The sequence below is a fragment of the Kitasatospora sp. MAA4 genome, assembly GCF_029893355.1.
GTDB lineage: Bacteria > Actinomycetota > Actinomycetes > Streptomycetales > Streptomycetaceae > Kitasatospora.
Genome location: NZ_JARZAI010000010.1, coordinates 1 through 23,382, shown reverse-complemented (window position 1 = coordinate 23,382; position 23,382 = coordinate 1). Strand labels below are relative to the sequence as shown.

The window sequence follows — 23,382 nt, the reverse complement described above, 5'->3', positions numbered from 1 at the left end:
CCACCCGCAGGTCCGTGCTCCCCCCGCTGTGCCGGTACACAGCGGGGGGAGCACGGTGTCCGGACGCCCGTGAACCCCGGGTCGAAAGTCTGTTCCAGGTTTTCCGTTATCGGCCGACCTCCTGGGGGTCTCCTGCCATGGAAGGCCGTTGACAGGAGGAGATGCAGATGATGGAGTACGCGACCGACGCCGAGTCGAGTGCGCAGCCCTGGGGCGGTGAGGGGCCGGCAGGCGGGTACGACCCGACTCCGGTGGCACGCAGGGCGGGCGGTGGCTCCCATCGCCGGGACGGCAACGGCCGACACCGGGGGAGGCGAGGGGTGCGCGGCGCCAAGCCGCTGCTCACCGCAGTCGCGCTGGCGGCGACGGCGACAGCAGTGGTGATGGGCGGCAGAGCCCTGTCGCCCGGCCCGCACGACGGCACGCCGTTGTCGGCTGCGGAACCACCGCTGGCGACCGACGACGCCCTGGCGAACACTGCCTCCGGCTCGCCGACCGGGGCCCCCGCCGCCTCGGCGGTCCCGGCTCCGCAGGCCACCGGACCCACCCGGCTGCCCAGTTCGTCTGCCGGCACGACGGCGGTGAACCGTCCCACCGCCGGTGCACCGTCGAGCGCGCCCGCAGCGGGCAACGCGCAGACCGCCGCCGCCCCCCAGCTCGCGCAGGGCACCAACTCCCCCCTCCCGGCGCCGAGTTCCACCGTCGTTGGAGGCGGTGCGGCTGCCCCCGTGCCGAACGCCGCCTCCGCCGACACCTCCGGCGCCGACCTGGACGCGGCGGCTGCCCAGGTGCTGGCCGTCATCAACCAGGCACGCGCCGCCCAGGGCCTCGCACCGCTGCAGATGCTCGCCGGCCTGCGAACCAGCGCGGACGCGCACAACCACACCATGGCCGCGGGCTGCGGACTGGAGCACCAGTGCCCGGGCGAGCCCGCCTTCGGCGCCCGCGAGAACGCCGCCGGCGTCCAGTGGACGGCCGCCGGCGAGAACATCGGCGAGGGCGGCCCGGTCGCCGACACCACGGCGGCGATAGCCGGCATGGCCGTCGGGCTCACCAACAGCATGCTCGCCGAGCAGCCGCCGAACGACGGCCACCGTCGCAACATCCTGGACCCGTCGTTCCACCACATCGGTATCGAGCTGCTGCGCGACTCCTCGGGAACGGTGTGGATGACCCAGGACTTCTCGGACTGACCCGCGCGGGAGGCCGACGGCGCCCGGGAGTTCCGCCCGCGTTGTGATCAGTGCTGTTCGCCGTGCAGTCGCTCTCTGGTGGTGTGGAGCTTTCTGAGGGTGCTGGCGACGTGGTGTTCGGCGGTGCGCACGGACAGGGCGAGGGCGCGGGCGATGTCCTGGTTGGTGGCGCCGGTGGCGAGGAGGCCGGCGACCTGCTGCTCACGGGCGGAGAGGTCCTGGCCGTAGCCCCGGCGCCCGCGGGGGCGGGTCGTTCCTGACCGGCCTCGCGCAGGCTGGGTCCGTCGAGCCCCATGTTCCCCGGCGGAGCCCCTCGAGGGGGAGGAAGTCAACGCGGCTGGTAGGCGCAGGCAGGCGGGGCCGTGGCCTCGGCTGGGAGGCTCAGCACGGATCCGTCCCGGCGACCGGGGTTGGTGAGGCCGTGGCGGGCGGTGGTGACGAGGAGGCGTCCGCCGGTCGGGGTGAGGCAGACGGAGGTGGGTTGGGAGGCGGGCAGTTGCAGGGTGGCCAGGCGGGTGCCGTCGGGGTGGTAGCGGTGGACGGTGCCGTGGCCCCAGATGGCGACCCAGAGGCAGCCGTCGGTGTCGATGGTCATCCCGTCGGGGGAGCCGCCGGCGGTGACGCGGGTGAACTCCTCGCGGCCGGTGGGGTTGCCGTCGGGGTCGAGGGTGCAGCGGTGGATGACGCCGGCGGCGGAGTCGGCGACGTAGAGGAGGTCTCCCGTGCTGGTGAAGGCGGGGCCGTTGACGATGGTCATGCCGTCCAGGACGCGGTGGACGGAGCCGTCGCGGTCGGTGCGGTAGAGGGAGCCGGCGCCTGGGGTGGCGTCGTAGGCCATGCTGCCGGCCCAGAACCGGCCGTGCGGGTCGCAGGCGCCGTCGTTCATCCTGGTGGGGACGGGGGACCGGTCCTCCGGGCGGGCGAGCCAGTTGAGGCGGCCGTCGGGGTCGAGCAGGGCGATGCCGGTGCCGGCGGCCGCGATCCAGTGTCCGGGGCGTCCGCCGATCGGGGCGACGGCGCCGAGGGGGACGTCAAGTCGCAGGAGTTCGCGCGAAGTTCGCGGACCGGGGAGGTCGGCGACTTCGAGCAGGCGCCCGGCGAGGATGTCGACGTAGACGAGCCGTCCGTCGATCCAGCGGGCGCCTTCGCCGAGTTCGTGGTCGCCGTCGACCCAGGTCTCGATCCGGCTGGACTCGGTCATGCGAACTCCCGGGAGGCTAGCGAAGGGTGGTGCCGGCGGGTTGGTCGAGGAGGCTGAGGTCGCGGCGGGTGGGCAGGCCCTCCCAGTCGCCTCGGGTGGCGACGGCGAAGGCGCCGGTGGCGGCGGCCCGCTGGAGGCGGCCTTCGACGTCGAGTCCGTCGAGCAGGCCGGAGAGGTAGCCCGCGACGAAGGCGTCGCCGGCCCCGACCACGTCGACCACGGGCACTTTGCGGGCGGGCGTGTCGACGGTGCCATGGATGGTGGTGGCGCTCGCGCCGTCGCCGCCTCTGGTGAGCACCACCTCGCGGCGTCCCTGGGCGAGCAGCGCGGTGAGCGCGTCCGGCTCGGGCAGGGACGGGTCCTCGGAGACCAGGTGGAGCTCGTCGGCGGAGGCGACCAGCACGTCGGCCAGCCGGGCCAGCGGCAGCAGGGCTGTCCTCGCGGCGGCCGGTGACCACAGGCGGGCCCGGTAGTTGACGTCGAGGCAGACGGTGATGCCGAGTTCGCGGGCCCTGGCGGCCGCCGCGCGGACGGCCTCGGCGGCGTCGGCGCTCAGGGCGGGGGTGATCCCGGTCAGGTGGAGGACGCGGACACCGGGGTTCAGGGCAGGCAGGACGTCCGAGGCCCGAAGGGCCGAGCCGGCCGAGCCGGTGCGGTAGTAGGCGACACTGACCAGGTCGGCGATCCTGTCCTCACGGGCCAGCAGGCCGGTGGGTCGGCCGTCGGGGTCGAGGCGCGCGTGGCTGACGTCGACCTGTTCGGCGCGCAGCGTGCGCAGGACGAGTGCGCCGAACTCGTCGTCGCCGACCCGTCCCACCCAGCCGGCGCGGTGTCCGAGCCGGGCCAGCCCGATCGCCACGTTGGCCTCGGCGCCCGCGACGGACAGCTGCATCGGCGCGCCGAGCCTGACCGGGCCGGTGGCGCGCAGCGCGGCCATGGTCTCGCCGACGGTGACGACGTCGAGCGGTGGGGTGCCGGTCATGCCGCGACCTCCTCGGTGAGGGCGGTGCGCCAGCGGGCGACGCGCTCGCGCAGCGCGTCCAGGTCTCCGCCGCCGGCGGCGTCGCCGACCAGCGGTGAGCCGACGCCGACGGCGACCGCGCCTGCGGCGAGGTAGCCGAGCGCCGAGGCGGCGTCGATACCGCCGACGGGCAGGAACGGCACGGTGGGGAAGGGGTCGCGCAGGGCCTTCAGGTAGCCGGGGCCGCCCAGCGAGGCGGGGAAGAGCTTGACGGCGAGCGCGCCGTTCTCGGTCGCCGTGATCACCTCACTGGGTGTCAGTGCCCCTATCAGCAGGGGGAGTTCCGGGGTGGGGCTGCGGCGCAGGTCCTCGCCGAGGCCGGGAGTGACGAGGAAGCTCGCGCCGGCGTCGGCGGCGCGGGCGGCGTCCTCGCCGGTCAGGACGGTGCCGGCGCCGAGGGTCGCGCGGGGGCCGAGTTCGCGGCGGGCCCGGGTGATCACCCACAGGGCGTCGGGGGTGGTCAGGGACACCTCGGCGGCGGTGATGCCCTCCTCGGCGAGGGTGAGGACGGTGCGCAGCGCCGCATCGCGGTCGGTGCCGCGCACGATGGCCAGGGTCCGGTACGGCAGTTCGGTCAGGTTCACGGGGATGCCTCGTCGGTTCAGGTGGAGCGGGTGCCGGTCGCGGTGATGCCGAGTTCCCAGCGCAGCGTGCCGCCGGCCGGGACCGTCGCGGCGTCGTCGGGCCCGGCCTCGGCGAGGTCGAAGACGGATCCGAGCATCGGCTCGACGCCGATGCTCCGGTAGGGGGCCGAGGCGGGGAAGCCGCGCAGGTTGCGCCAGAGCGCGACGGAGACGGGGACGGCGGCGTCGGTGTGAAGGGAGAAGGTGAGCGTGTGGGGGCCGTCGGTGACGGTCACGCTCGCGCAGTCGGTGAGGATCGCGCCGACCGCGGTGCCGTCGTCGGGGCCCAGACGGTCCAGTGGCAGGCCGTGCGGCGTGGGCCAGGGTCCCGTGATGTGGCGGGCGCCCTCGGGCCACGGCCGGTCGAGCAGGCCGGCCGCCTCGGGGAAGAGGCGGGCCGTGGTGGCGTCGGGCGCGGTGAGGCGAGCGTGCGGGGTGGTGTCCAGGAGCGCGTGGGCTGCCCAGAGCAGGCGGTAGCCAGGGTCGGCGTGCAGCTCGTAGACGGCGCGCAGCGCGGTCGGCCCGGTCTCGATGCGTCGGCGCAGCACGAAGTCGGGGCACTGGACGAGGTCGGTGTCGCCGTCGCGCCGCCAGGGCCGGGACCAGGCGTCGCCGTGGTCGGGGGTGCCGCGTACGGTCGGGACGCACTCCTCCAGGCCGCCGGCGTCGACGAACGGGTCGCCGGGGCGGACGGTGGCGCGGGCCCGGTCCGGGCGGTGCCAGAGCCATTCGCGCTCGCCGGCTCGCAGGGAGGTCCAACGGCCGCCGTGGGCCAGGTCGGTGAGGACGGTCGGTGGCAGGGTGGTCACCATTCCGCGAACGACCCGTCCTGGTGGTGCCAGACGGGATTGCGCCAGCGGTGGCCGCTCTCGGCGGCGCGGCGCACGGCGGCCTCGTCGATCTCGATGCCCAGACCCGGGCCGGTGGGTCGGGCGGCGTGGCCGTCGGTGAAGCGGAACGGTTCGGGGTCCAGAAGGTAGTCCAGCAGGTCGCCGCCCTGGTTGTAGTGGATGCCGAGGCTCTGCTCCTGGATGAGGAAGTTCGGTATCGCGAAGGCGAGTTGGAGGCTGGCTGCGAGGGCGATCGGGCCGAGTGGGCAGTGCGGCGCCATGGTGACGTCGTGGACCTCGGCGAGGGCCGCGATGCGCCGGACCTCGGAGATGCCGCCGGCGTGCGAGACGTCGGGCTGGGCGACGGCGATGCCGGTGGCGAGCACGTCGCGGAAGTCGATGCGCGAGTAGAGCCGCTCACCGACGGCCAGCGGCACGGAGGTCGCGTCGACCAGGTGGCGCAGGTCGCGGGCGTGCTCGGGGAGGACGGGCTCCTCGACGAACAGCGGGTGCAGCGGCTCCAGCAGGGGCAGCAGCCGCCGGGACATGGCGGTGGACATCCGGCCGTGAAAGTCGATGGCCACGTCGCGTTCGTCGCCGAGGACCTCGCGCACGGCGGCGACGCGGTCGATGACGGCCTGGGTCTGGGCGGGGGTGTCGATCGGGCGCAGCTGCGCGGAGCCGTTCATCTTGACGGCGGTGAAGCCGGCCTCGACCTGGGCCCGGGCGAGTTCGGCGACGTCGGCGGGGCGGTCGCCGCCGATCCAGGCGTACATCCGTACCCGGTCGCGGACGTGGCCGCCGAGGAGTTGGTGGACCGGGACGCCGTGGGTCTTGCCCGCGATGTCCCACAGCGCCTGGTCGATGCCGGCGACCGCGCTGGAGAGCACCGGGCCGCCGCGGTAGAAGCCGCCCTTGGTCAGGATCTGCCAGTGGTGCTCGATGCGCAGCGGGTCCTGTCCGACCAGGTGGTCGGCGAGCTCGCGGACAGCGGCCTGGACGGTCTCGGCGCGGCCCTCCACGACGGGCTCGCCCCAGCCGGTGATCCCCTCGTCGGTGGCGATGCGCAGGAACAGCCAGCGCGGTGCGACGAGGAAGGTTTCCAGCGCTGTGATCTTCATCCGGTCTCCCCAGGGTTGCTGTCGTCCATGAGGTCGTGGAGATCGGCGGCGGCCTGGGCGAGCAGGTCGTGGACGGCGCGGGCGGCCGCCTCGGGCTCCCGGGCGCGTACGGCGTCGAGGACGGCCCGGTGGGCCGGGACGGCGTCGGCGCTGTGGTCGGCGCCGTGCACGATGTCGTCGCGCACGCGCAGGCCCGCCTCGATCACGACCTCCATGCGGGTGAGGAGTTCGTTGTGGGCGGCGGCCAGTAGTGCGCGGTGGAAGGCAAGGTCGGCCTCGACCGCGGCGTGGGCGTCGCTGCCCGCGGCCGCCATCCGGTCCAGGGCGTCCTCCAGCGCGTCGAGGTCGGCCTCGTCACGGCGTTCGGCGGCCAGCCGGGCCCCGGCCGGCTCGACGATGCCGCGGACCTCGCCGAGGTTGTCGAGGAAGGTCGCGTCGGGGATCCCCAGGCCCTGCCAGCGCAGCAGGTCGCTGTCCAGCAGGTTCCAGTCGGCGCGCGGTCGCACGAAGGTGCCGCGCTTCTGGCGGGAGTCGATCAGTCCCTTGGACGCCAGGACCCGCAGCGCCTCGCGCACGACGGTCTTGCTGACGCCGAGCTGCTGCTCGATCTGATCGGGGTGGAGCGAGTCGCCCGGGGCGTACGTGCCGCGGATGATCTGCTCGCCGATGACCTCGACGGCCTGCCGGTGCAGGCCTCGTACCGGGTTGTTCATGTCAGCTCCCCTGCGTTGGCGATCTGCGGTGCAGTCACGAGGATGCCTTGACGACGGACCAGCCGCCGTCCACCACCAGGTTCGCGCCGGTGACGTAGGAGGCGTCCGAGGAGGCGAGGAAGGCCACGGCCGCCGCCACCTCCTCGGGCCGGCCGAAGCGCTTGGTGACCGTCCCGGCGACGCTGTCGGCCCGCCCGGCCTCGTCCACCCGGTCCCAGGCCGCGGTCATGATCGGCCCGGGCACGATGGTGTTGACCCGCACCTGCGGGCCGTACTCGACGGCGAGTTGACGGCCCATCGCACACAGGGCGCCCTTGGCGGCGGCGTACGCCGGGTGCCCCGGCAGACCGATGAGCGCGTGCACCGAGGAGGTGAGCACCACCGAGCCCTCGCTCTCCCGCAGGGCTCCGGCGAAGGCGCGGATCGCCAGCCAGGAGGCCTTGAGGGTGACCGCGAGCTGGGTGTCCCACTCGACTTCGGTCAGCTCGTGGGCGGGCTTGACCACCACGGCGTAGGCGTTGCTGTGCAGCACGTCCAGCCGTCCGTAGCGGCTGTGCACGTGCGCGGCCAACTCGTCCCACATCGCGGCGGACGTCACGTCGCCGTGCCGGTACTCGGCCTGCCCGCCCTCGTCGGTGATCGCCTCGACCACGGCCCGCCCGGCCGTGTCGGCGATGTCGACGGCGACGACGGACGCACCCTCGGCGGCCAGCCGACGGGCGGTGGCGGCGCCGATGCCGCTGGCGGCACCGGTGATCAGGGCGACGCGGCCCTGGAATCTTCGACAGCTCTGCTCAGTCACATCGCCACCGTAGCGCTTGTGATTAATTATGCAAATATCTTGACAGTGCTGATTGCCGGGTCCCAGGATTCGAGCCCAGGACGACAGGCGAGACGCCGAGCGGGGCGCAGGCCGTCGCGGTTCCGGACCACCCACCTCTTCTTCACTCCCGAAGAACCCCCCCTTCTTGGAGCTCGACATGTTCACTGCACGTACCCGTGGTGCTGCCGCCGTCCTGGGGGCGGCCGTCGTCCTCGGCCTGACGGCGTGTTCGACCGGCCAGACGTCGAGTGCCACCGGCGCGGCACCGGTCGCCCCGGTCACCGGCAAGATCTCCCTGACCTATCTGCAGAAGCAGGGCGACCAGCAGTACTTCGTCGACGAGGCCAACGGTGCGAAGGCGAAGGCCGCCGCTCTGGGCATCGACCTGAAGGTGGTCAACCTCGGCAACGACGCCAACCAGACCGTCAGCGACGTCCAGTCCGCGATCGCGCAGAAGAGCAACGGCCTGATCGTGGTCGTTCCCGACCCGGCGGTGGGTCCGCAGGTCGTGCAGATGGCCAAGGACGCCAACGTCCAACTGCTCACCTCCGACGACCAGGTCTGCGCCAACGGCCCGACCCCGGCCAACTGCGCCCCGGCCGACCTGGTCCCGCGGATCGGTTTCTCCGGGCAGCAGATGGGTGCCGAGGTCGGCAAGCGCGCCGCCGAGGAGTTCAGGAAGGCCGGGTGGAACGCCGCTGACACCCGGATCATCTCGGCCTGGCAGCAGGACGTCACAGTCTGCGGTGACCGCGTGAAGGCAGCCAAGGACGCCTTCAACAGCGGCGCCGGCGTCAGCGTGCAGAACATCGACGTGGCCACCGACAACACCCCGACCGGTGCCCAGGACAAGGTCGCGGCCACGCTGACCGCCAATCCGGGCGTCAAGCACTGGGTCCTCTGGGGCTGCAACGACGAGAACGTGCAGGGCGGCGTGACGGCCCTGCAGAACGCGGGCGTCACCCCCGACAACATCGACGGTGTCGGCCTCGGCGCCTATCTCGCCTGCAAGGACTGGGGCGCCGGCACGCCCTCCGGCATGAAGGCATCCCTGTTCATCAACGGACGTGACATCGGCGCGCTCGCCGTCCAGACGATGTACGACAAGCTCAAGAACGGCAAGCCCTTCCCGCAGGAGGCATTCGCCCCCACCGTCATGGTCGACGCCACCACCTGGCAGTCCGCCGGCGTGAAGTGCAGCTGAGCAGATGACCGCCCCCAGCGCAGCGGCGTCCGGAGCCGGGCTGACGGCCGAAGCGATCACCAAGCGATTCGGCCCCGTCCAGGCTCTGCGAGACGTCACCCTGCACTTCCCACCCGGTCAGGTCACCGCCCTGATGGGCGAGAACGGCGCCGGAAAGTCCACCCTCCTGCGCATCCTCACCGGCGACCACCAGCCCACCGAGGGCCGCGTCCTGCTGGACGGCCAGGCCCTCGGCCTCGACTCGCCGATCGACGCCCGACGGGCCGGAATCCGGATCATCCCGCAGGAGCCGGAGATCATCCCGCACGTCTCCGTCGCCGAGAACGTCTACGCGGGCTCCCTGCCCCGACGCGCCGGCCGGCGACTCGACCGAGCCGAACTGCGCCGCCGGATCACCGCTGACCTCGAACGCCTCGGCTTCGACACGGTCCTCGACCCCGATCTGCTCGGTTCTGGGCTCACCGCCGCACAGCGGCAGCTGGTGGAGATCCTGCGCGCGCTGACCGGCGACACCGCGGCCCGGGCCATCGCCTTCGACGAGCCCACCTCCTCCCTGTCCGACCACGAGGTCGACGCCCTGTTCGCCCTCATCGGCCGACTGCGCGACGCGGGCATCGCGGTCATCTACGTGTCCCACCGCATGAAGGAGATCTTCCGGCTCGCCGACCGGATCGCCGTCCTGCGCGACGGCACCGTCGCCGGCACCGTCGACGCCAGGACCACCAGCGAGGGCGAACTCGTGCGCCTCATGGTCGGCCGCGACCTGTCCGCTCTCTTCGCACGCCAGCACGTCGCAACCGACCGCGTCGTCCTGCGGGTCGACAACCTCACCACCCACGACGTCCACGACGTGAGTCTGGAGGTGAGAGCCGGCGAGGTCGTCGCCCTGGCCGGGCTCATCGGCGCCGGACGCTCCGAACTCGCGCTCGCGCTGGCCGGCGACACACCCGTGCGCTCCGGAACCATCCGCGTCGACGGGAGCGTTGTGCGCCTGCGCGGACCACGCGACGCGATCCGCTGCGGAATCGGCCTCGCCCCCGAGGAACGCAAGGCCCAGGCCCTGTTCCTCCAGCGCACCATCCGCGACAACACCTCGCTGGTCAGCCTCGGCCGGCTGCGCCGCTGGCGGTTCGTCAACCGGACCCGGGAGAAAGCCCTCGCCCAGGAGTACGCGGACCGCCTGCGGGTGCGCGCCCCCTCCATCGAGGCCGAGGTCCGGACCCTCTCCGGAGGAAACCAGCAGAAGGTGGTCCTCGCCCGCTGGCTCGCCCTGGGGCCCGCCCTGCTGATCCTCGACGAGCCCACCCGAGGCGTCGACATCGGCGCCAAGGCCGAGATCTACCAGATCATCGCCGACCTCGCCCGACAGGGCACCGCGATCCTGGTGATCTCCTCCGAACTCCCCGAGGTCCTCGGCCTCGCCGACCGCATCCTCGTCATGCAGAACGGCCGCATCACCGGCCGGCTCGACCAGTCCGAGGCCACCGAAGAGGCGATCCTCGCCCTCGCCATGGCCGACGACCTCACCCCCGACCTTCCGTACGAGACCGCCACGGCACCTCGCACCGGAACCGACCCGGCCCCCGGAGGCACCCGATGACGACTGCCCTCTCTGTCGACCGAGAGCCCGACGCCACCGGTGACCGACCGCGGCCTGCCGCAACAGCACGCACCTGGCTGGCCAGGGCGGGGGGCCAGAACCTGGCCCTGATCGGCGCCATGGCCCTGGTGCTCGCCCTGTTCGGGTCGCTCAACCCCAACTACCTGAGCTGGGACAACATCCAGGTCATTGCCGAAGCCGTCACCATCTCCGGCCTCCTCGCGGTGGTCCAGACCGTCGTGATCATCTGCGGCGCGCTCGACATCTCCGTCGGCTCCCAGGCCGGCCTCGCGTCCGTCACCAGTGCCATGGTCTTCACCGCGACCGGCTCCAACTCCCTCCTCGGGATCGGCGCCGCCATCGCCGTCGGCGCCGTGATCGGCACACTCAACGGCGCCGTCATCATCTACGGCCGGGTCAATGCGACCATCGCCACCCTGGCGGGCCTGGCGGCCTACAAGGGCATCGCCCAGCTGATCTCCAACGGCGCCGCGCAGGGCTACGTCCTCAACGACAGCCTGTTCGTCTTCCTGAGCCGCGGAAAGATCGCCGGCCTGCCCGTCATGGTCTGGCTGCTGCTCCTCGTCGCGGCAGCTGTCCACGTCCTACTGAAGTACACCGACATCGGCCGCAACATCTTCGCCATCGGCGGCAACGACACCGCCGCCCGACTGGCCGGCATCAACCTCAACAAGTACCTCATCGCCGTCTACGCACTCAGCGGCATGGTCGCTGCCGCCGCCGGCGTCCTGCTCACCGCCCGCACCGGCTCCGGCCAGCCCGTCTCCGGCAGCGAAGGACTCGAACTCCAGTCCATCACCGCCGCCGCCCTCGGCGGCTGCGCCCTCAAGGGCGGCAGGGGCGGCATCGGCGGCACCCTCCTCGCCGTCGCCCTGCTCGGCGCACTTCAGAACGGCCTCACCGTCCAGGGCATCAACGCCTTCTGGCAGAACGTCGCCCAGGGCGCCCTGCTGGTGACGGCCGTCATCATCCAGCAGCGCCGAACCGGCGAACGCGCCGTCGGGCTGCCTGCGTAACCAGCTCCTGCCAATCTCGCCGATCGCCGGCCCGATCCGGGCTGCGCCCCACCCCCACCCACACCCCCCAGGGAGCGTGACTGCATGTCCCCTCACACGCGCACCGCCCGCACGGCAAGGGCCGCCTTGAGCCTCGCCGTGGTCGCGGTCTCACTGACGGCGTTGAGCACCGTCTCCACCCCGCCCGCCGCGGCGATGGTCCCGCCCGGCGCCTTCGGCACCACGACGGCGCCGATGGGCTGGAACTCGTGGTACTTCTTCAACAACAACTACAACTCGCAGAACATCGCCGACGAGGCCGCCAGCCTCGCCACGCCGAACGCCAGTCTTCCGCTCAACGGCTCGGGCGGCCACCAGAGCATGGCCGACCTCGGCTACAAGAACGTCGGCATGGACGGCGGCTGGTGGACCAACGGGTCCGCCGGCCGCGACGCCAACGGGAACATCGTCCCCAACTCGACCTTCCTGTCGGGCTATCGGACCAAGTCGCTCACCCTGTCCAACGGCACCACCGTGCCGTCCGTGACCCTCAACTCGATGAGCGACCTCACCGGCTACATCCACTCGCTCGGGCTGAACGCCGGCATCTACACCGACACGGGGACCACCGGCTGCGGCGGCCAGAACGGCAGCGGCGGCCACGAGGCCGCCGACGTCACGACCTTCGCCACGTGGGGCTTCGACTGGGCCAAGGTCGACCACTGCGGCGGCGTGCCGTCGGCCTACGGCTCGACCATGGCCGACTACGAGGCCTGGGGCAGCCTGATGGCCGGCGCCAGGACCACGGGTGGGTTGTCGCACCCGATGGCCCTGGAGATCTGCGAATGGGGGCAGGGCGGCCCGGACAACCCGTCGGTCTGGGGCGGTGCGGCCGGGCGCACCTGGCGCACCGGACGCGACATCAGCTTCGCGAACGGCTACGGGACCCCGTCCAACGGCGGCTCCTCCTGGATCAACTTCGACAACGTGCAGAACAACTTCCAGTTGAACGACCACCCCAGCAACGAAGCCGCGGGACAGTACAACGACCCGGACTACCTGCTGATCGGGCCCGGCTTCGGCGACAACCCGACCACCGGTCAGCAGCAGTCCAACGGCGGCACGCTTTACGGGCTCACCCCTGACGAGCAGCAGTCCTACTTCGGCATGTGGGCCATCCAAGGCGCGCCGCTCGTGCTGTCGACCGACGTCGCGAACCTCACCCCGGCCATCGCCGGCATCATCGGCAACCCGGCCGTCATCGGCGTCGACCAGGACAGTGCCGACCACCAGGGCCAGAAGGTCCTCACCAACGGCGCCGTCCAGGTGTGGTCCAAGCAGCTCGCGGCGTCCGGGAGCCGAGCCGTGCTGCTGCTGAACACCGGCACCTCGGCCACGACGTACTCGTTCACGACGCAGGGCCTGGATCTGCTGGGCACCCCGTCGGTGCAGAACCTCTACTCCGGTGCCGGACTGGGCACCTTGAGCCAGACAGGCTCCCTGTCCTTCACCCTGGCCGCTCACCAGTCGGTGATGCTGAAGCTGACCGGCGGCACTGAGCAGAAGCCGGAGACGGTGTTCGCCGCCGGCGCCTCGGGCCTGAACCAGAAGAGCTGGGACGGAAGTTCGTGGTCGGCGTGGCAGTCCCTGTCGCTGGGTGTCGCCGGCTCCACCGGACCCGGCTCGATGCAGGGCGACCCGGCCGTGGTGTCCTCGCCGTCCGGCACCGACGTCTTCGTCCGGGGCGGCGACAACGCCCTGTGGGAGGACAGCTACACCAGTGGCGCCTTGGGCGCCTGGGTCAACCTCGGCGGAACCCTGTCGGCCGGCCCGGCCGCGGCGAGCCTGGGGCAGGACCGCATCGACGTGTTCGTCCGCGGCACCGACGGCGGCCTGTGGCAGAAGACCTACCAGCAGGTCCCCGGTTCCGGTTCGGCCGGCAGCCCGAACGTCGCGTGGACGGCCAACTGGACCAACCTGGGCGGCCCGAACACCGCCACCGGCCCCGGCACGTTCACCGGAACCCCAGCCGCCGTGGCATCGCTGAACCGCGTCGACGTCTTCGTCCGCGGCAATGACAACGCCCTGTGGCAGAGGAGCTACGTCAGCGGTGCGTGGACCGACTGGACGAGCCGCGGCGGCACGCTGACATCGTCCCCCGCCGCGGCCGGCGCCGCCCCCGGTCAGATCGACGTCTTCGCCGCACAGACCGGCGGCACGGTCGGCGAACTCAACTGGACGGCCGGCGACGGCTGGACCAGCAGCTGGTACAGCCTCGGCAGCCAGGTCATCACCGGTGCCCCGACTGCGGCCGAGGTCGCGGGCCGCGCCAACGTCTACGCCCGCGGCACCGACAACAGCCTGTGGCAGTGGTACCGCGTCGGTGCCGGACCGTCCGGTAACTGGCAGATGCTGGACAGCACGCAGGCGCTGACGAGCAGCCCCGCAGCCTCCGTGCACGTCTGACATCCGCCCGTCCGTCCGCCCGCGCCCGGCCCCACCCCCGCCTGACCGGCGCCCACCCGGTGCCGCCGCCGACGTGCGCCCGTTGCCTGCCGGACGGGTGAACCGTGGGGCCGCTCGGCCGCCGTGGCCCTGGTGCCGCCCACCACAGAGCCCGGCGCGGAGGATCGTGGCTGGCATGCAACGACCGAACATCCTCCGTACCTGCGCCCTGGTGGTCGGCGTGCTGCTGATCGCGGGCGCGTTCCTGACCGCGTTCTGGATCACGCCGACGTACGTGGCCCGGCTGCCCGACAACGTCGACGTGCAGCGCCCGCTGGCCGGCACGTTCAAGACGCTGCTCGACGGCCAGGCGCTGGCCCAGGGCAGCCTGGCGACCGCGCTCAAGCACGACGTCCCGCTCGCCGTCGACCGGCAGGTCAAGGTGCTGAAGACCTCGGGGAACACCGCGCTGGTCAGCGATGCGCGGACGACCACCGCGGCGGGCACCAAGGTCGAGCAGACCACCTGGCAGTACGCGGTGGACCGCCGCAACCTGGAGCCGTCGTCGCACCACCCGAGCAACTGGTCGGTCGTCGACGCACACGGCCTGACGATCAGTTTCCCGTTCGGCGCCAAGAAGGAGACCTACACCGGCTGGGTGCCGGAGACGGCGACCACCACCCCAGTGACCTACGCGCGCTCGGAGCAGCGGTCCGGCCTGCAGACCTACGTGTACCAGGCGACCGTCACCCCCACCCGGATCACCGACAGCCAGGTGCTGGCCGGTCTGCCCAAGGCACTGCCGCAGAGCGAGCTGAAGCTGCTCGTCCAGTTCGGCCCGCTGACACCCGATCAGCAGCAGAAACTGACGGCGCTGCTCCCCACGCTCGGCGATCCGGCCCCGCTCTCCTACACCCTGCAGGGCAGCGACACCTTCTGGGTCGAGCCGGAGACCGGCGCGGTGCTCGACGTCCAGCGCTCCCAGCAGCGCACGGCCGCCGTCACCGCCCCGACGGCTCCCTCATCCCACTGCTCCCGGTCATCGACGCCGACTACCGGCAGACCTCGAAGGCCGTGTCCGACGCCGTGAGCGACGCGAAGGACGGACGCGACTCGATCCAGCTGGTCGGCACGACACTCCCGATCATCGCCGGCATCCTCGGCGCACTGCTGGTCCTCGGCGCACTGCTGATCCCCCGTCGCCGCAGCCCGGCGGGTGTGCCGGGGGAGGACGTCTCGCCTCAGCTGTAACCGTCGATCAGAGGTGGCCCTTCGAGGGGGAGCATCGCTCTGCGGTGTACGACACGCGTTTGGTAGAGGTGTTGATGGTGCGTCAGACTGGTGGCCGGCTGCCACGGACCGTGCCACCGTCCGGCAACCCGTAGTCGAGTCAGCACTCACTGCTCGGCGAGGCGCCGGCGCGCTTCGGTGGCTTTGGGGTGGTCGATCTTCTCGTAGAGGGCGAGCGCCTTGGTCCAGGCATGTCGTGCCGCTGCGGTGCGTTGGGCTCCGGCGTGGGTGTCGCCGATGCCGAGGAGTGCTTCCGCTTGGATGTAGGCGTCGGCGAGCGTGCGGGCGAGATCCTGCTGTTCACGGTACAGATCGAGTGCGGTGTCGAGATCGCCATCCAAGCGGTGGCAGTCGGCGATGTTCCCCAGAGCGAATGCCTCGCTGTGGCGGTCGCCGATCTGCCGGAGGATCGTCAGGGCTTCGCGAAAGCCTGCGATGGCCTGCGGGCGACGGTCCCGGTGCGACTTGTGCACGTCAGCACGGTTGAGGAGTGCCTTCGCGCGCAGGGGAAGTGCCTCTGGGCCGTCGAGCAGGTCGAGGGCCCGGGAAAAGAGCTCGTCCGCGGGTTCGTGGTCACCTTGGTGGGTCTTGACGACGCCGTGGGCGATCAACGTGGATGCCTCACCCATGTGGTCGTCGGTGGCCTGGTAGAGGTGGCGGGCCTTCAGACAGCAGTCCTCGGACTCGTCGAGCCGTCCCGCCATCCAGTAGACGCCGCCGAGAGTAGTCAGCATGAGGGCCTCGGCCTTCCGGTCACCTTCGGCCCGGGTGGCGGCCACGGCCAGGTGCTGCGCCGTGAGGAAGTCGTCGAGGTGGCGGCGAACGACGAAGAAGTGCTTCTGGGCTTCGGCGAGTTGCCACACATGCTGGTGGAGGCCGGCTTCAGCGGCGGCCTGTTGGACGGCGGCGAGGGTGTGCTGTTCCTCGTCGAACCAGGCCAGGGCATCGTCGTAGTCCTCGAAGCGTGCGCTCTCGGCGGCCTGGGCACGGGTGATGCCGGTCAGGTTGGGGGTGCCGATGGTGGTGGCGGCGGTGTACCCGGTGGCCAAGCACCAGGTGGCGAGCCTGGTCAGTGGGGCGGCGGGTTCCGGTTCCGGTTCGGCGGCGGCCAGCTCGACGGCGAGCAGGCGCAACAGGTCGTGGAGTTCGTAGCGGCCGGGGGTGGGCTGGGTGAGGAGGTGTTCGTCCTGAAGGTGTTCCAGGGCGTCCTCGGCCTGGTCGGCGGGGATGTCGGCCAGGGCTGCGACCTGGGCGGGGGTGGTGTCGGGGCCCGGGTGGTGGCCGAGGAGGCGGAAGATGCGGCGCAGTGGCTCGTCGAGTTCCTGGTAGGAGAGGTGGAAGACCGGGCGCAGGGTGCGGTTGCCGGCGCGGATGGCGCTCAGGCGGCCGTCGCGCAGTTTGTCGGCGAGGTGTTGCAGGGGCCAGGCGGGTCGGGAGCGCAGGCGGGCGGCGGCCAGGGAGACTGCCAGGGGCAGGTAGCCGCAGTATTCGGCGATGCGGGCGGCGGCTTCTGGTTCGGCTGCCACGCGGTCGTGCCCGGCGATTCGGGCGAGCAGTGCGAGGGCCTCGGATCCGGTGAAGACATCGAGCTGGTGCGGGGTCGCGTTGTCCAGCGCGGTCAGGCTGCGGCGGCTGGTGATGAGGACCAGGCATGTGGGGTTGGCCGGGATGAGGTCGCGGACCTGGTTCTCGTCGGCGGCGTTGTCGAGCAGGATCAGGGCGTGGCGCTCGCGTAGTCGGTCGCGGAACATCGCGGCCCGCTCGTCACGGGTGCCGGGGATCTGCTGGGCGGGCACACCCAGTTGGCGCAGGAAGGCCTCCAGTACTGCGGACGGGTCGGTGGGCGGATGCTCGGCGTCGAAGCCGCGCAGGTTCGCGTGCAGCTGGACGTCGGCGAAGCGGCCCGAGCGCACCAGCTGGTGCGCGGCGTGGATCGCGAGCTGGGTCTTGCCGACTCCGGCCATGCCCTCGATCGCGGAGATCACCACCGTGTTCGCGGCCTCCTCATCGCGCTGGTGCGTCGCCGCTTCGATGAGTCGCGTGAGTTCCTCGCGGCGCCCGGTGAACGTCGCGAGATCCGTGGGCAGTTGACTGAGTACCCCGACCGGCCCGCCGGTCTTGGCCTCGGCATGAACGCGGATGCACGCCTGCCGCCAGCGCACCGCCTCCGGCTCGGACACGCCAAGGGCGCGGACCGTGGCCATCACCAAATCCATGTCCAGACGGCGCCGCCCGGGCTTGAACGCATCCACCAGCGTGGAGTGCGAGACCACACTCGTCGGCCGCATCAGTGGACCCACCCGTTCGGCCAGCATGCGGTAGGACGGCGTCCCGGCCCACGCACGCAACTCCCCGAGTAGGCCGATGAAGTCGGCCAGGTCGGCGGCGCTGCTCGGATCGGGCATCCCGGCCCCACGCTCACCCACGACGCCCCCCAGGTCCGTGACGCAACACTTCCCGGCCACCGAGTCTAGGAGCGGGTGTACGGATTCGTACGGGAAACGGGACTTCAGCCGGACCCCTCAGCCAGTCTGGTCCTGCCGCCTCACGTACCACTGGCGGCCGGAAGGTACTTGGCAACCCCCACCGGGAAGACTCGTCAGATCGAGGAGACAGCACCATGCCCAAGCTCCGAACCACCCGCCGCGCCGCGGCCCTCGCCGCCGCCACCCTCGCCATCGCCGGCGGCACCGCCATCGGCGTCGGCGGCACCGCCCAGGCCGCGCCCACCAGTTGCACCATCGGCAACATCGGCAACCCCGGCAGGATTTCCGTCAACGGTTACTACGCGGGCGAGGTGGAGCAGCAGTACGACGGCTGCGGCAATGTCCGTGCCCACTTCCAGTACGACACCACCTACTGGAACACCCACTCGGGCGACAGCTGGTCGGCGTACCCGTGCGTGCAGACGCTGGACTACCACGGGCAGGCGTGCGCCACCGGCGACACGGTCGACGGCCCGCAGGACGTGTACTCCGGGTGGGTGCCCATCCACAACGCGAACCCTGACACCTGGCAGGCCATCGTCACCATCCCCAACGCCTGCTCCGAGGCCGGCGGTTCCTGGCACGCCTACGCCAGTGGCGCCAACTGGGGCGACTACTCATCGTGCTGACGTCTACGGCCCGTGGGGTTGTGTCCAACCTCGCCGCCGCACGCGTCCGCGCCACCATCTGACCGACCGGTCACCGTGGTTGGCCTGCCCCGGACCGCTCCAGGGCAGGCCATCACCATGGGAGAGCGACGCCACCCGGGCAGCTCCGCCCGTCCGGCAAACCCTGGGGCGTGCCGGCAGGGCGGGGCCGACGCACCGTCCGCCGGGCCGACGCCAGCCTCTTGACGCGTACCTGCCGCCCTGGTTCATTCGACTACCATGACGCCACGCACCCTGGCCCGCCAACTGGCCGCCCTCGCCGGCGCTTTCCTGCTCGCCGCAGCGCTCGCCACCGCCTCCGCCGCACAGGCCGCTGCGGTCGACCCAGTCGGCCGCAACGCCCCGTACGAGTACCTGGGGTGGGGCAACCCGCCGGACCCGGTGGGCGTGCTGTCGGCGGGCGGGGTGAAGGAGCTGACGCTCGCGTTCATGCTCAGCGACGGCACCTGCGCCCCGGCCTGGGACGGCACTCGGCCGCTGACCGGCGGCAGCGACCAGAGCGCGATCGACCGGATCAGGGCAGCGGGCGGCGACGTCGTGGTGTCCTTCGGCGGCTGGGCCGGGAACAAGCTGGGCCAGGCGTGCGGCTCCCCGAGCGCGCTGGCGGCTGCCTACCAGAAGGTGATCGCCACCTACCGGCTGCGGGCGATCGACATCGACATCGAGAACACCGAGGTCGCCGATGGCGCCGTGCGCCAGCGGGTGATCAGCGCACTGAAGATCCTCAAGACCGCCGACCCGGGCCTGAAGGTGTACGTCACCTTCGGCACCACCCCCAGCGGCCCGGACGCCACCGGGCTGGACCTGATCGCCCGAGGCGCAGCGGCCCGGCTCCCGGTCGACGGCTGGGTCATCATGCCGTTCGACTTCGGCGGCCACACCGGCTCCATGGGCGCGGCCAGCACCGCGGCAGCCGACAGCCTGGCGCACTCCGTGGCCGCCGCGTACGGCTGCAGCCTGGCGGCGGCCTACCGCCACATCGGTATCTCCTCCATGAACGGCGACACCGACGAGGCCGACGAGGCCCTGTCCCCGGCCGACTTCACCACCATGCTCAACTACGCCCGGACCCACCACCTGGCTCGCTTCACCTTCTGGGCCGTCAACCGCGACCGCCCCTGCCCGGCCGGCACCGCCGCCGGCGACACCTGCAGCGGGATCGACCAGTCGCCATACGAGTTCACCAGGCTCATCGCCCGCTACCACGGCTGAGCGCCGCCGCGCCGGCGCCCGGGCCGCACTTGAGACGCGCGGCACGGGCCCTGAGCCACGCCCGCCGCCGGAAGCGCGGCTGTACCAGCGCTCGAAGTCGGCGATCATCAGGCGTCCACCCGGGCGCAGTACCCGGTACATCTCGGCCACCGCCTGCCGGCGTACGGGTGCGGGCAGATGATGGACACGGTCGCCACCGGGATCCCCGTCGCCGCCCTGGTGGTCGAGGTGCTCTCGCCCGCCCACCTCGACCAGCTGCACGCCAAGGGCTCGCTCGGCGTCCTGTTCGCCGACTCCGTGTCCGCCGCCGCCGAAAACCGGCCGTCGCACAGGCCGGCCAGGCCGCGGTGCGCCGGATCGCCGACGCACTCGCCGACGCGCTGCGCCACGGCCAGGCGACGGGGGACATCCGTGCCGACGCGGACCCCGCCGCAGTCGCGTGGCTGCTGCTCTCACTGATCTCCGCCCGCCCGCTGCGGCTGGCCGCCATGCCCCAGGACGCGCGCGACCGCCTGGACACCGCGATCGCCACCATGGCCGCAGGACTCCTCATCCCAGACCCGGCACAACCGCCGACGCAACACCCGCCCACCTGAACGGCCCCCGACCGGCCACATGGCACAGGGCGTCCGATCGGGTGGTGGCCGCGTTGAGTGGGTGCGACGAGATCCTACCGGTCTCGCTGGAGCATGGGGCCGGGCCCGGTCAGCTCGGGTCGCGGTCGGCCGCGGTGAGCAGGACCTCGGCCGCCTCGGTGCGCCGGTACAGCACCTGGCGGCCGGCCCGGGTGGCGGCGACCAGTCCCGCGGCGCGCAGAGCGCCGAGGTGCTGGGAGACGCCGCCCGCCGTGATCCCGGTCCGGCGGGCCAGCTCCTCGGTGGCTGCTGGGGCGTCCAGTTCGGTCAGCAGCCGGGCCCGGGTGCGCCCCAGCACCGCCGCCAGCGCCTGCGCAGGCTCGCGTTCGCGCCGCTCCCAGAGGGTGGCCACTGCGCGCGGCGGGTAGCGCAGGGTGGGCTGGCGGCCGGGGACGGTCACCGAGAACAGCCGCGGCCAGACGAACGCCGAGGGGATCAGCAGCAGCCCGCGCCCGCCCAGTCGGCGCCCGCCGCCCCCGTAGCGGTGCTCGACCGAGAGCCGCTCACCGGCCCAACTCACCCGCGGGTCCAGGTCGGTGAAGAGCTGCTGGATGCCGCCCTGGGCGAGCAGCCGGGCCCGGTGCAGCACGTCTGCCTCCAGCAGGGCGCGCAGCCGCGGCCAGTACGGCGCCAACGCGAGTTCCCAGTACGCGGCCACGGTGTCGGCCAGGTGGGCCAGTTCGGCCTGCGGGTCCTGGCGCAGCGCCTCGATGCGCTCGGAGCGCGGCGCCCGTGGCCCGTCCAGCTCGGCCCGGACCTGCTCGGGCGCGGTGGCCCGCAGCGCCGCCAGCTCCACCCCGAGATCGGGCACCGAGGAGGTCGGCGGCGGTGCCACGAAGACCGGGATCGCCAACGGTCCCTCGGGCACCAGGTCGGCGAGCAGCCGCCAGTCCAGCCGGGAGGCGGCCAGGCGCGGGCGGACCGCCGCCAGCCATGGCCGGTGCAGCGGGTGCTCCTTGGGCCGCTGCAGGACCCGGACGCTGGCCACCACCTCCCAGAGCGGTGAGAGGGCGAACCGGGTGTGGGCCAGGTCGCGGGCGGTGAACTCCAACTCCAACACGGGGCAGGCCCTCCTCGGTAAGCGGCGGGCACCGGCCCGTCAATTGAGCTCAGCCTAAATTCATGGCCGGGGGTAGGCGGCCGCGGCCAGGCTTGCGCACATGACCACCGACCTGCGGGCCGACCTGCCCGCCCGCTCCACCTCGCCCGATACCTCGCCCGATTCGGCCATCTCCCCTGATACGGACTTCCGGCTGCTCCTCGCCGCCGCCACCGTCAGCAAGCTCGGCACCGCCGTCAGCTCGCTCGCGCTGCCCCTGGTGGCCGTTCTCGCGCTGCACTGCTCGGCCGGCCAGGTGGGCCTGCTGGCGATGCTGAGCACGGCCGCCTTCCTGCTGATCGGGCTGCCGGTCGGTGCCTGGGTGGACCGGCTGCCCAAGCGCCCGGTGATGATAGCCGCCGACCTGGTCCGGGCCGTGCTCTTCGGCTCGATTCCGGCGGCCTGGCTGCTCGGCTGCCTGACCTTCGCCCAACTCGCCCTGGTGGTCCTGCTCGCGGGAGCGGCGACGGTCTTCTTCGACGTGGCCGCGCAGAGCAACCTGCCGGCGGTGGTGGGCCGGGCCGGCCTCACCCGGGCCAACGCGCACCTGGTCACGGCGGACGCCCTCACCCAGGTCGGCGGGCGCGGGGCGGGTGGCCTCCTGACTGCGCTGGTGTCGGCGCCCGCAGCGGTGCTGGTGGACGCGGTCAGCTACCTGGGCTCGGCCGTGCTGCTGCTACGGCTGCGCCGTCCGGAGCCGGCGGTCTGCCCCAGGCCGGCCGGCGGCAGCGCGCGGGGGTTGGCGGGCGAGGTGCGGGACGGGCTGCGCTTCGTGCTGGGCGACCCGCTGCTGCGCCCGATCGCGCTGGCCGGAGCCTGCACCAACCTCTCCATCCAGCTCTGCCAGACCGTGCTCCCGGTGCTCTTCGCCCGCACCCTGCACCTGCCGGCCGGCGTACTCGGCCTCTTCTTCGCGCTCGGCGGCGTGGGCGTCTTCCTGGGCTCGCTGCTCGCCCGCCCGCTGGCCCGCCGACTCGGCGCAGGGCGGGTGCTCTGGCTGATGGGCCTGGCGGTCGCGCCACTGGGTGTCCTGGTCGCACTGGCCGACCGTGGCCCGCTGCTCTGGTACGCCGCCGGGGCCTGGCTGCTGGTCACGCTCAAGGTCGGCATCGACAACGTCATCAAGGTGAGCTTCCGTCAGCACGCCACCCCCGACCACCTGCTCGGCCGCATGAACGCCACCATGCGCTTCCTCCTCACCGGCGCGCTCACCATCGGCGCCGCCCTGGCCGCCCTGCTGACCACCGTCGCCTCCCTCCGCGCCGCCCTCTGGGCCGGTGCGCTGGGGCTCGCCGTGGTGTGGGTCCCGATCTACTACTCACCGCTGCGCGGCATGCGGGACCTGCCGGGCACGGCGGACGGACGCTGGATCCAGCACAACGCCACGGACGTCCGCCTCCCGACGTCCAGCCCTGGCTGCCCTGCTGGCCACCGTCGCCCAGATCCTGCTTGCCCAAGTGGCCGGTGCGCACCCTCGACTGCGGCGTCGCGCTCTTCGCTGCGTATCGGCAGGCGGCGCTCGGTGTAGTCCTTGGCGAACTCGCCGTAGAAGGTTCCGAGTTCGAGGTAAGTTCCGCCAGGGCGGTGGCAGCCAGTCGGGTGCAGGCCAGGATCAGCGCGAGGGTGTCCTGGCGTTGATGGTTCTCGCGGATGTACGCCTCGCACCTGTCGTCGATGCGCCGGCCGTGGTCGCGCCCGCCTTCTGCGGTGACGGCCTGGACGCCGTGCCAGACCAGGGCGAGGGCGGTGGGTTCGGCCGGGTGCGCCACCTTGTCCCGGCGGGCCTGTTCGTGGGCCTCGGCCGAGCACAGGCCCAGCCATTCCAGTGCGGCCGGACCGTGCCCGTCGTGGACCTGTAGCAGCAGCTGCGCGGCCCAGCGCACGAGCGACCGCAGGACCGGCCCGGCCGGTACCCGCAGGTCCGGCCCCGGCGGGTCGCCGAAGTCCAGCCACGCGTGCGCGAACGAGCTGGCGCGGATCCGCCACGCGGCGGCCCCGAGCTCGCTCTCCTCCCACTGCTGCACACCCAACCGGACCAGGCCCGCAGCGGCGAGCTGCGCCGCGTCCTCGTCCAGCGCGAGCAGCCGTCCACTCCTGAGCACATCGCCCACCAAGGCCTTCGCCGAACTGCTGCACACCGCGGGCGTCAAGTTCGCGATCCTCGGCAAGGAGGAGTCCTGCACCGGTGACTCGGCCCGCCGC

Annotated in this window: 20 protein-coding genes and 1 pseudogene; 11 read left to right on the top strand and 10 right to left on the bottom strand. The window is 72.4% G+C overall.

Annotated elements, in window-relative coordinates; all coding sequences use genetic code 11:
• Window positions 1-167 precede the first annotated feature (167 nt).
• Complete coding sequence (locus tag P3T37_RS15370; RefSeq protein ID WP_280724195.1) at window positions 168-1,193, top strand: CAP domain-containing protein; 1,026 nt, start codon at window positions 168-170, stop codon at window positions 1,191-1,193.
• A 47-nt stretch (window positions 1,194-1,240) separates the two neighbouring features.
• On the opposite strand, the gene P3T37_RS15365 is transcribed toward P3T37_RS15370, so the two are convergent.
• Genes P3T37_RS15365 through P3T37_RS15330 form a run of 8 tightly spaced genes read right to left on the bottom strand, consistent with a single transcriptional unit; the run spans window position 1,241 to window position 7,504 of the window.
• Window positions 1,241-1,525 (bottom strand): helix-turn-helix transcriptional regulator, encoded by a 285-nt coding sequence (locus tag P3T37_RS15365; RefSeq protein ID WP_280724194.1) that lies wholly within the window; start codon window positions 1,523-1,525, stop codon window positions 1,241-1,243.
• The gene (locus P3T37_RS15360; RefSeq protein ID WP_280724193.1) at window positions 1,522-2,394 is read right to left on the bottom strand and encodes an SMP-30/gluconolactonase/LRE family protein; all 873 of its coding nucleotides are present in this window, start codon (window positions 2,392-2,394) and stop codon (window positions 1,522-1,524) included. The genes P3T37_RS15365 and P3T37_RS15360 overlap by 4 nt, the downstream gene beginning before the upstream one ends.
• 16 nt (window positions 2,395-2,410) lie before the next feature.
• Complete coding sequence (locus P3T37_RS15355) at window positions 2,411-3,376, bottom strand: sugar kinase (RefSeq protein WP_280724192.1); 966 nt, start codon at window positions 3,374-3,376, stop codon at window positions 2,411-2,413.
• Window positions 3,373-3,999, bottom strand: a complete 627-nt coding sequence (locus P3T37_RS15350) for a bifunctional 4-hydroxy-2-oxoglutarate aldolase/2-dehydro-3-deoxy-phosphogluconate aldolase (protein WP_280724191.1) — start codon at window positions 3,997-3,999, stop codon at window positions 3,373-3,375. Before P3T37_RS15350 ends, P3T37_RS15355 begins: the two co-directional genes overlap by 4 nt.
• Window positions 4,000-4,016: 17 nt before the next feature.
• Window positions 4,017-4,850: a hypothetical protein gene (locus P3T37_RS15345; protein WP_280724190.1), complete on the bottom strand. Its 834-nt coding sequence runs from the start codon at window positions 4,848-4,850 to the stop codon at window positions 4,017-4,019.
• Window positions 4,844-5,989, bottom strand: a complete 1,146-nt coding sequence (dgoD, locus tag P3T37_RS15340; protein ID WP_280724189.1) for a galactonate dehydratase — start codon at window positions 5,987-5,989, stop codon at window positions 4,844-4,846. The genes P3T37_RS15345 and dgoD overlap by 7 nt, the downstream gene beginning before the upstream one ends.
• Window positions 5,986-6,702 carry a FadR/GntR family transcriptional regulator gene (locus tag P3T37_RS15335; RefSeq protein ID WP_280724188.1) on the bottom strand — a complete coding sequence of 239 codons (717 nt, stop codon included), beginning with the start codon at window positions 6,700-6,702 and terminating at the stop codon, window positions 5,986-5,988. Before P3T37_RS15335 ends, dgoD begins: the two co-directional genes overlap by 4 nt.
• Before the next feature lie 34 nt (window positions 6,703-6,736).
• Window positions 6,737-7,504 (bottom strand): SDR family oxidoreductase, encoded by a 768-nt coding sequence (locus P3T37_RS15330; RefSeq protein ID WP_280724187.1) that lies wholly within the window; start codon window positions 7,502-7,504, stop codon window positions 6,737-6,739.
• Window positions 7,505-7,682: 178 nt separating this feature from the next.
• Here P3T37_RS15330 and P3T37_RS15325 point away from each other — a divergent pair, with 178 nt between their 5' ends.
• The 5 genes and pseudogenes from P3T37_RS15325 (at window position 7,683) to P3T37_RS15305 (ending at window position 15,041) form a co-directional block, all read left to right on the top strand.
• Window positions 7,683-8,729 (top strand): substrate-binding domain-containing protein, encoded by a 1,047-nt coding sequence (locus P3T37_RS15325; protein ID WP_280724186.1) that lies wholly within the window; start codon window positions 7,683-7,685, stop codon window positions 8,727-8,729.
• Window positions 8,730-8,733: 4 nt separating this feature from the next.
• Window positions 8,734-10,329 carry a sugar ABC transporter ATP-binding protein gene (locus P3T37_RS15320; protein WP_280724185.1) on the top strand — a complete coding sequence of 532 codons (1,596 nt, stop codon included), beginning with the start codon at window positions 8,734-8,736 and terminating at the stop codon, window positions 10,327-10,329.
• Window positions 10,326-11,366, top strand: coding sequence for an ABC transporter permease (locus P3T37_RS15315; protein ID WP_280724184.1), 1,041 nt, complete (start codon window positions 10,326-10,328; stop codon window positions 11,364-11,366). The genes P3T37_RS15320 and P3T37_RS15315 overlap by 4 nt, the downstream gene beginning before the upstream one ends.
• A gap of 84 nt (window positions 11,367-11,450) precedes the next feature.
• Window positions 11,451-13,811: a hypothetical protein gene (locus tag P3T37_RS15310; RefSeq protein ID WP_280724183.1), complete on the top strand. Its 2,361-nt coding sequence runs from the start codon at window positions 11,451-11,453 to the stop codon at window positions 13,809-13,811.
• 175 nt (window positions 13,812-13,986) lie between these two features.
• Window positions 13,987-15,041: pseudogene (locus P3T37_RS15305) on the top strand (porin PorA family protein).
• 146 nt (window positions 15,042-15,187) lie between these two features.
• On the opposite strand, the gene P3T37_RS15295 reads toward P3T37_RS15305, so the two are convergent.
• Window positions 15,188-17,485 carry a tetratricopeptide repeat protein gene (locus P3T37_RS15295; protein WP_280724180.1) on the bottom strand — a complete coding sequence of 766 codons (2,298 nt, stop codon included), beginning with the start codon at window positions 17,483-17,485 and terminating at the stop codon, window positions 15,188-15,190.
• 215 nt (window positions 17,486-17,700) lie between these two features.
• Between P3T37_RS15295 and P3T37_RS15290 the strand changes: the two genes are divergently transcribed.
• From P3T37_RS15290 to P3T37_RS15280, 3 genes are all read left to right on the top strand, one after another.
• Complete coding sequence (locus tag P3T37_RS15290; protein ID WP_280724179.1) at window positions 17,701-18,195, top strand: hypothetical protein; 495 nt, start codon at window positions 17,701-17,703, stop codon at window positions 18,193-18,195.
• Window positions 18,196-18,453: 258 nt separating this feature from the next.
• Entirely contained in the window at window positions 18,454-19,446 is a 993-nt protein-coding gene (locus tag P3T37_RS15285; RefSeq protein ID WP_280724177.1) for a chitinase, read from the top strand.
• 347 nt (window positions 19,447-19,793) lie between these two features.
• A complete protein-coding gene (locus tag P3T37_RS15280) occupies window positions 19,794-20,042 on the top strand; it encodes a hypothetical protein (protein WP_280724176.1) in 249 nt (82 codons plus the stop codon).
• A gap of 109 nt (window positions 20,043-20,151) precedes the next feature.
• Here P3T37_RS15280 and P3T37_RS15275 read toward each other — a convergent pair whose 3' ends face one another.
• Window positions 20,152-21,141, bottom strand: coding sequence for a DUF5937 family protein (locus P3T37_RS15275; protein ID WP_280724175.1), 990 nt, complete (start codon window positions 21,139-21,141; stop codon window positions 20,152-20,154).
• A gap of 100 nt (window positions 21,142-21,241) precedes the next feature.
• Between P3T37_RS15275 and P3T37_RS15270 the strand changes: the two genes are divergently transcribed.
• Both P3T37_RS15270 and P3T37_RS15265 read left to right on the top strand, forming a co-directional pair.
• A complete protein-coding gene (locus tag P3T37_RS15270) occupies window positions 21,242-22,708 on the top strand; it encodes an MFS transporter (protein WP_280724174.1) in 1,467 nt (488 codons plus the stop codon).
• A 242-nt stretch (window positions 22,709-22,950) separates the two neighbouring features.
• Window positions 22,951-23,382, top strand: a 432-nt coding sequence (locus P3T37_RS15265) for a hypothetical protein (protein ID WP_280724173.1), incomplete at its 3' end; no start/stop codon positions are given.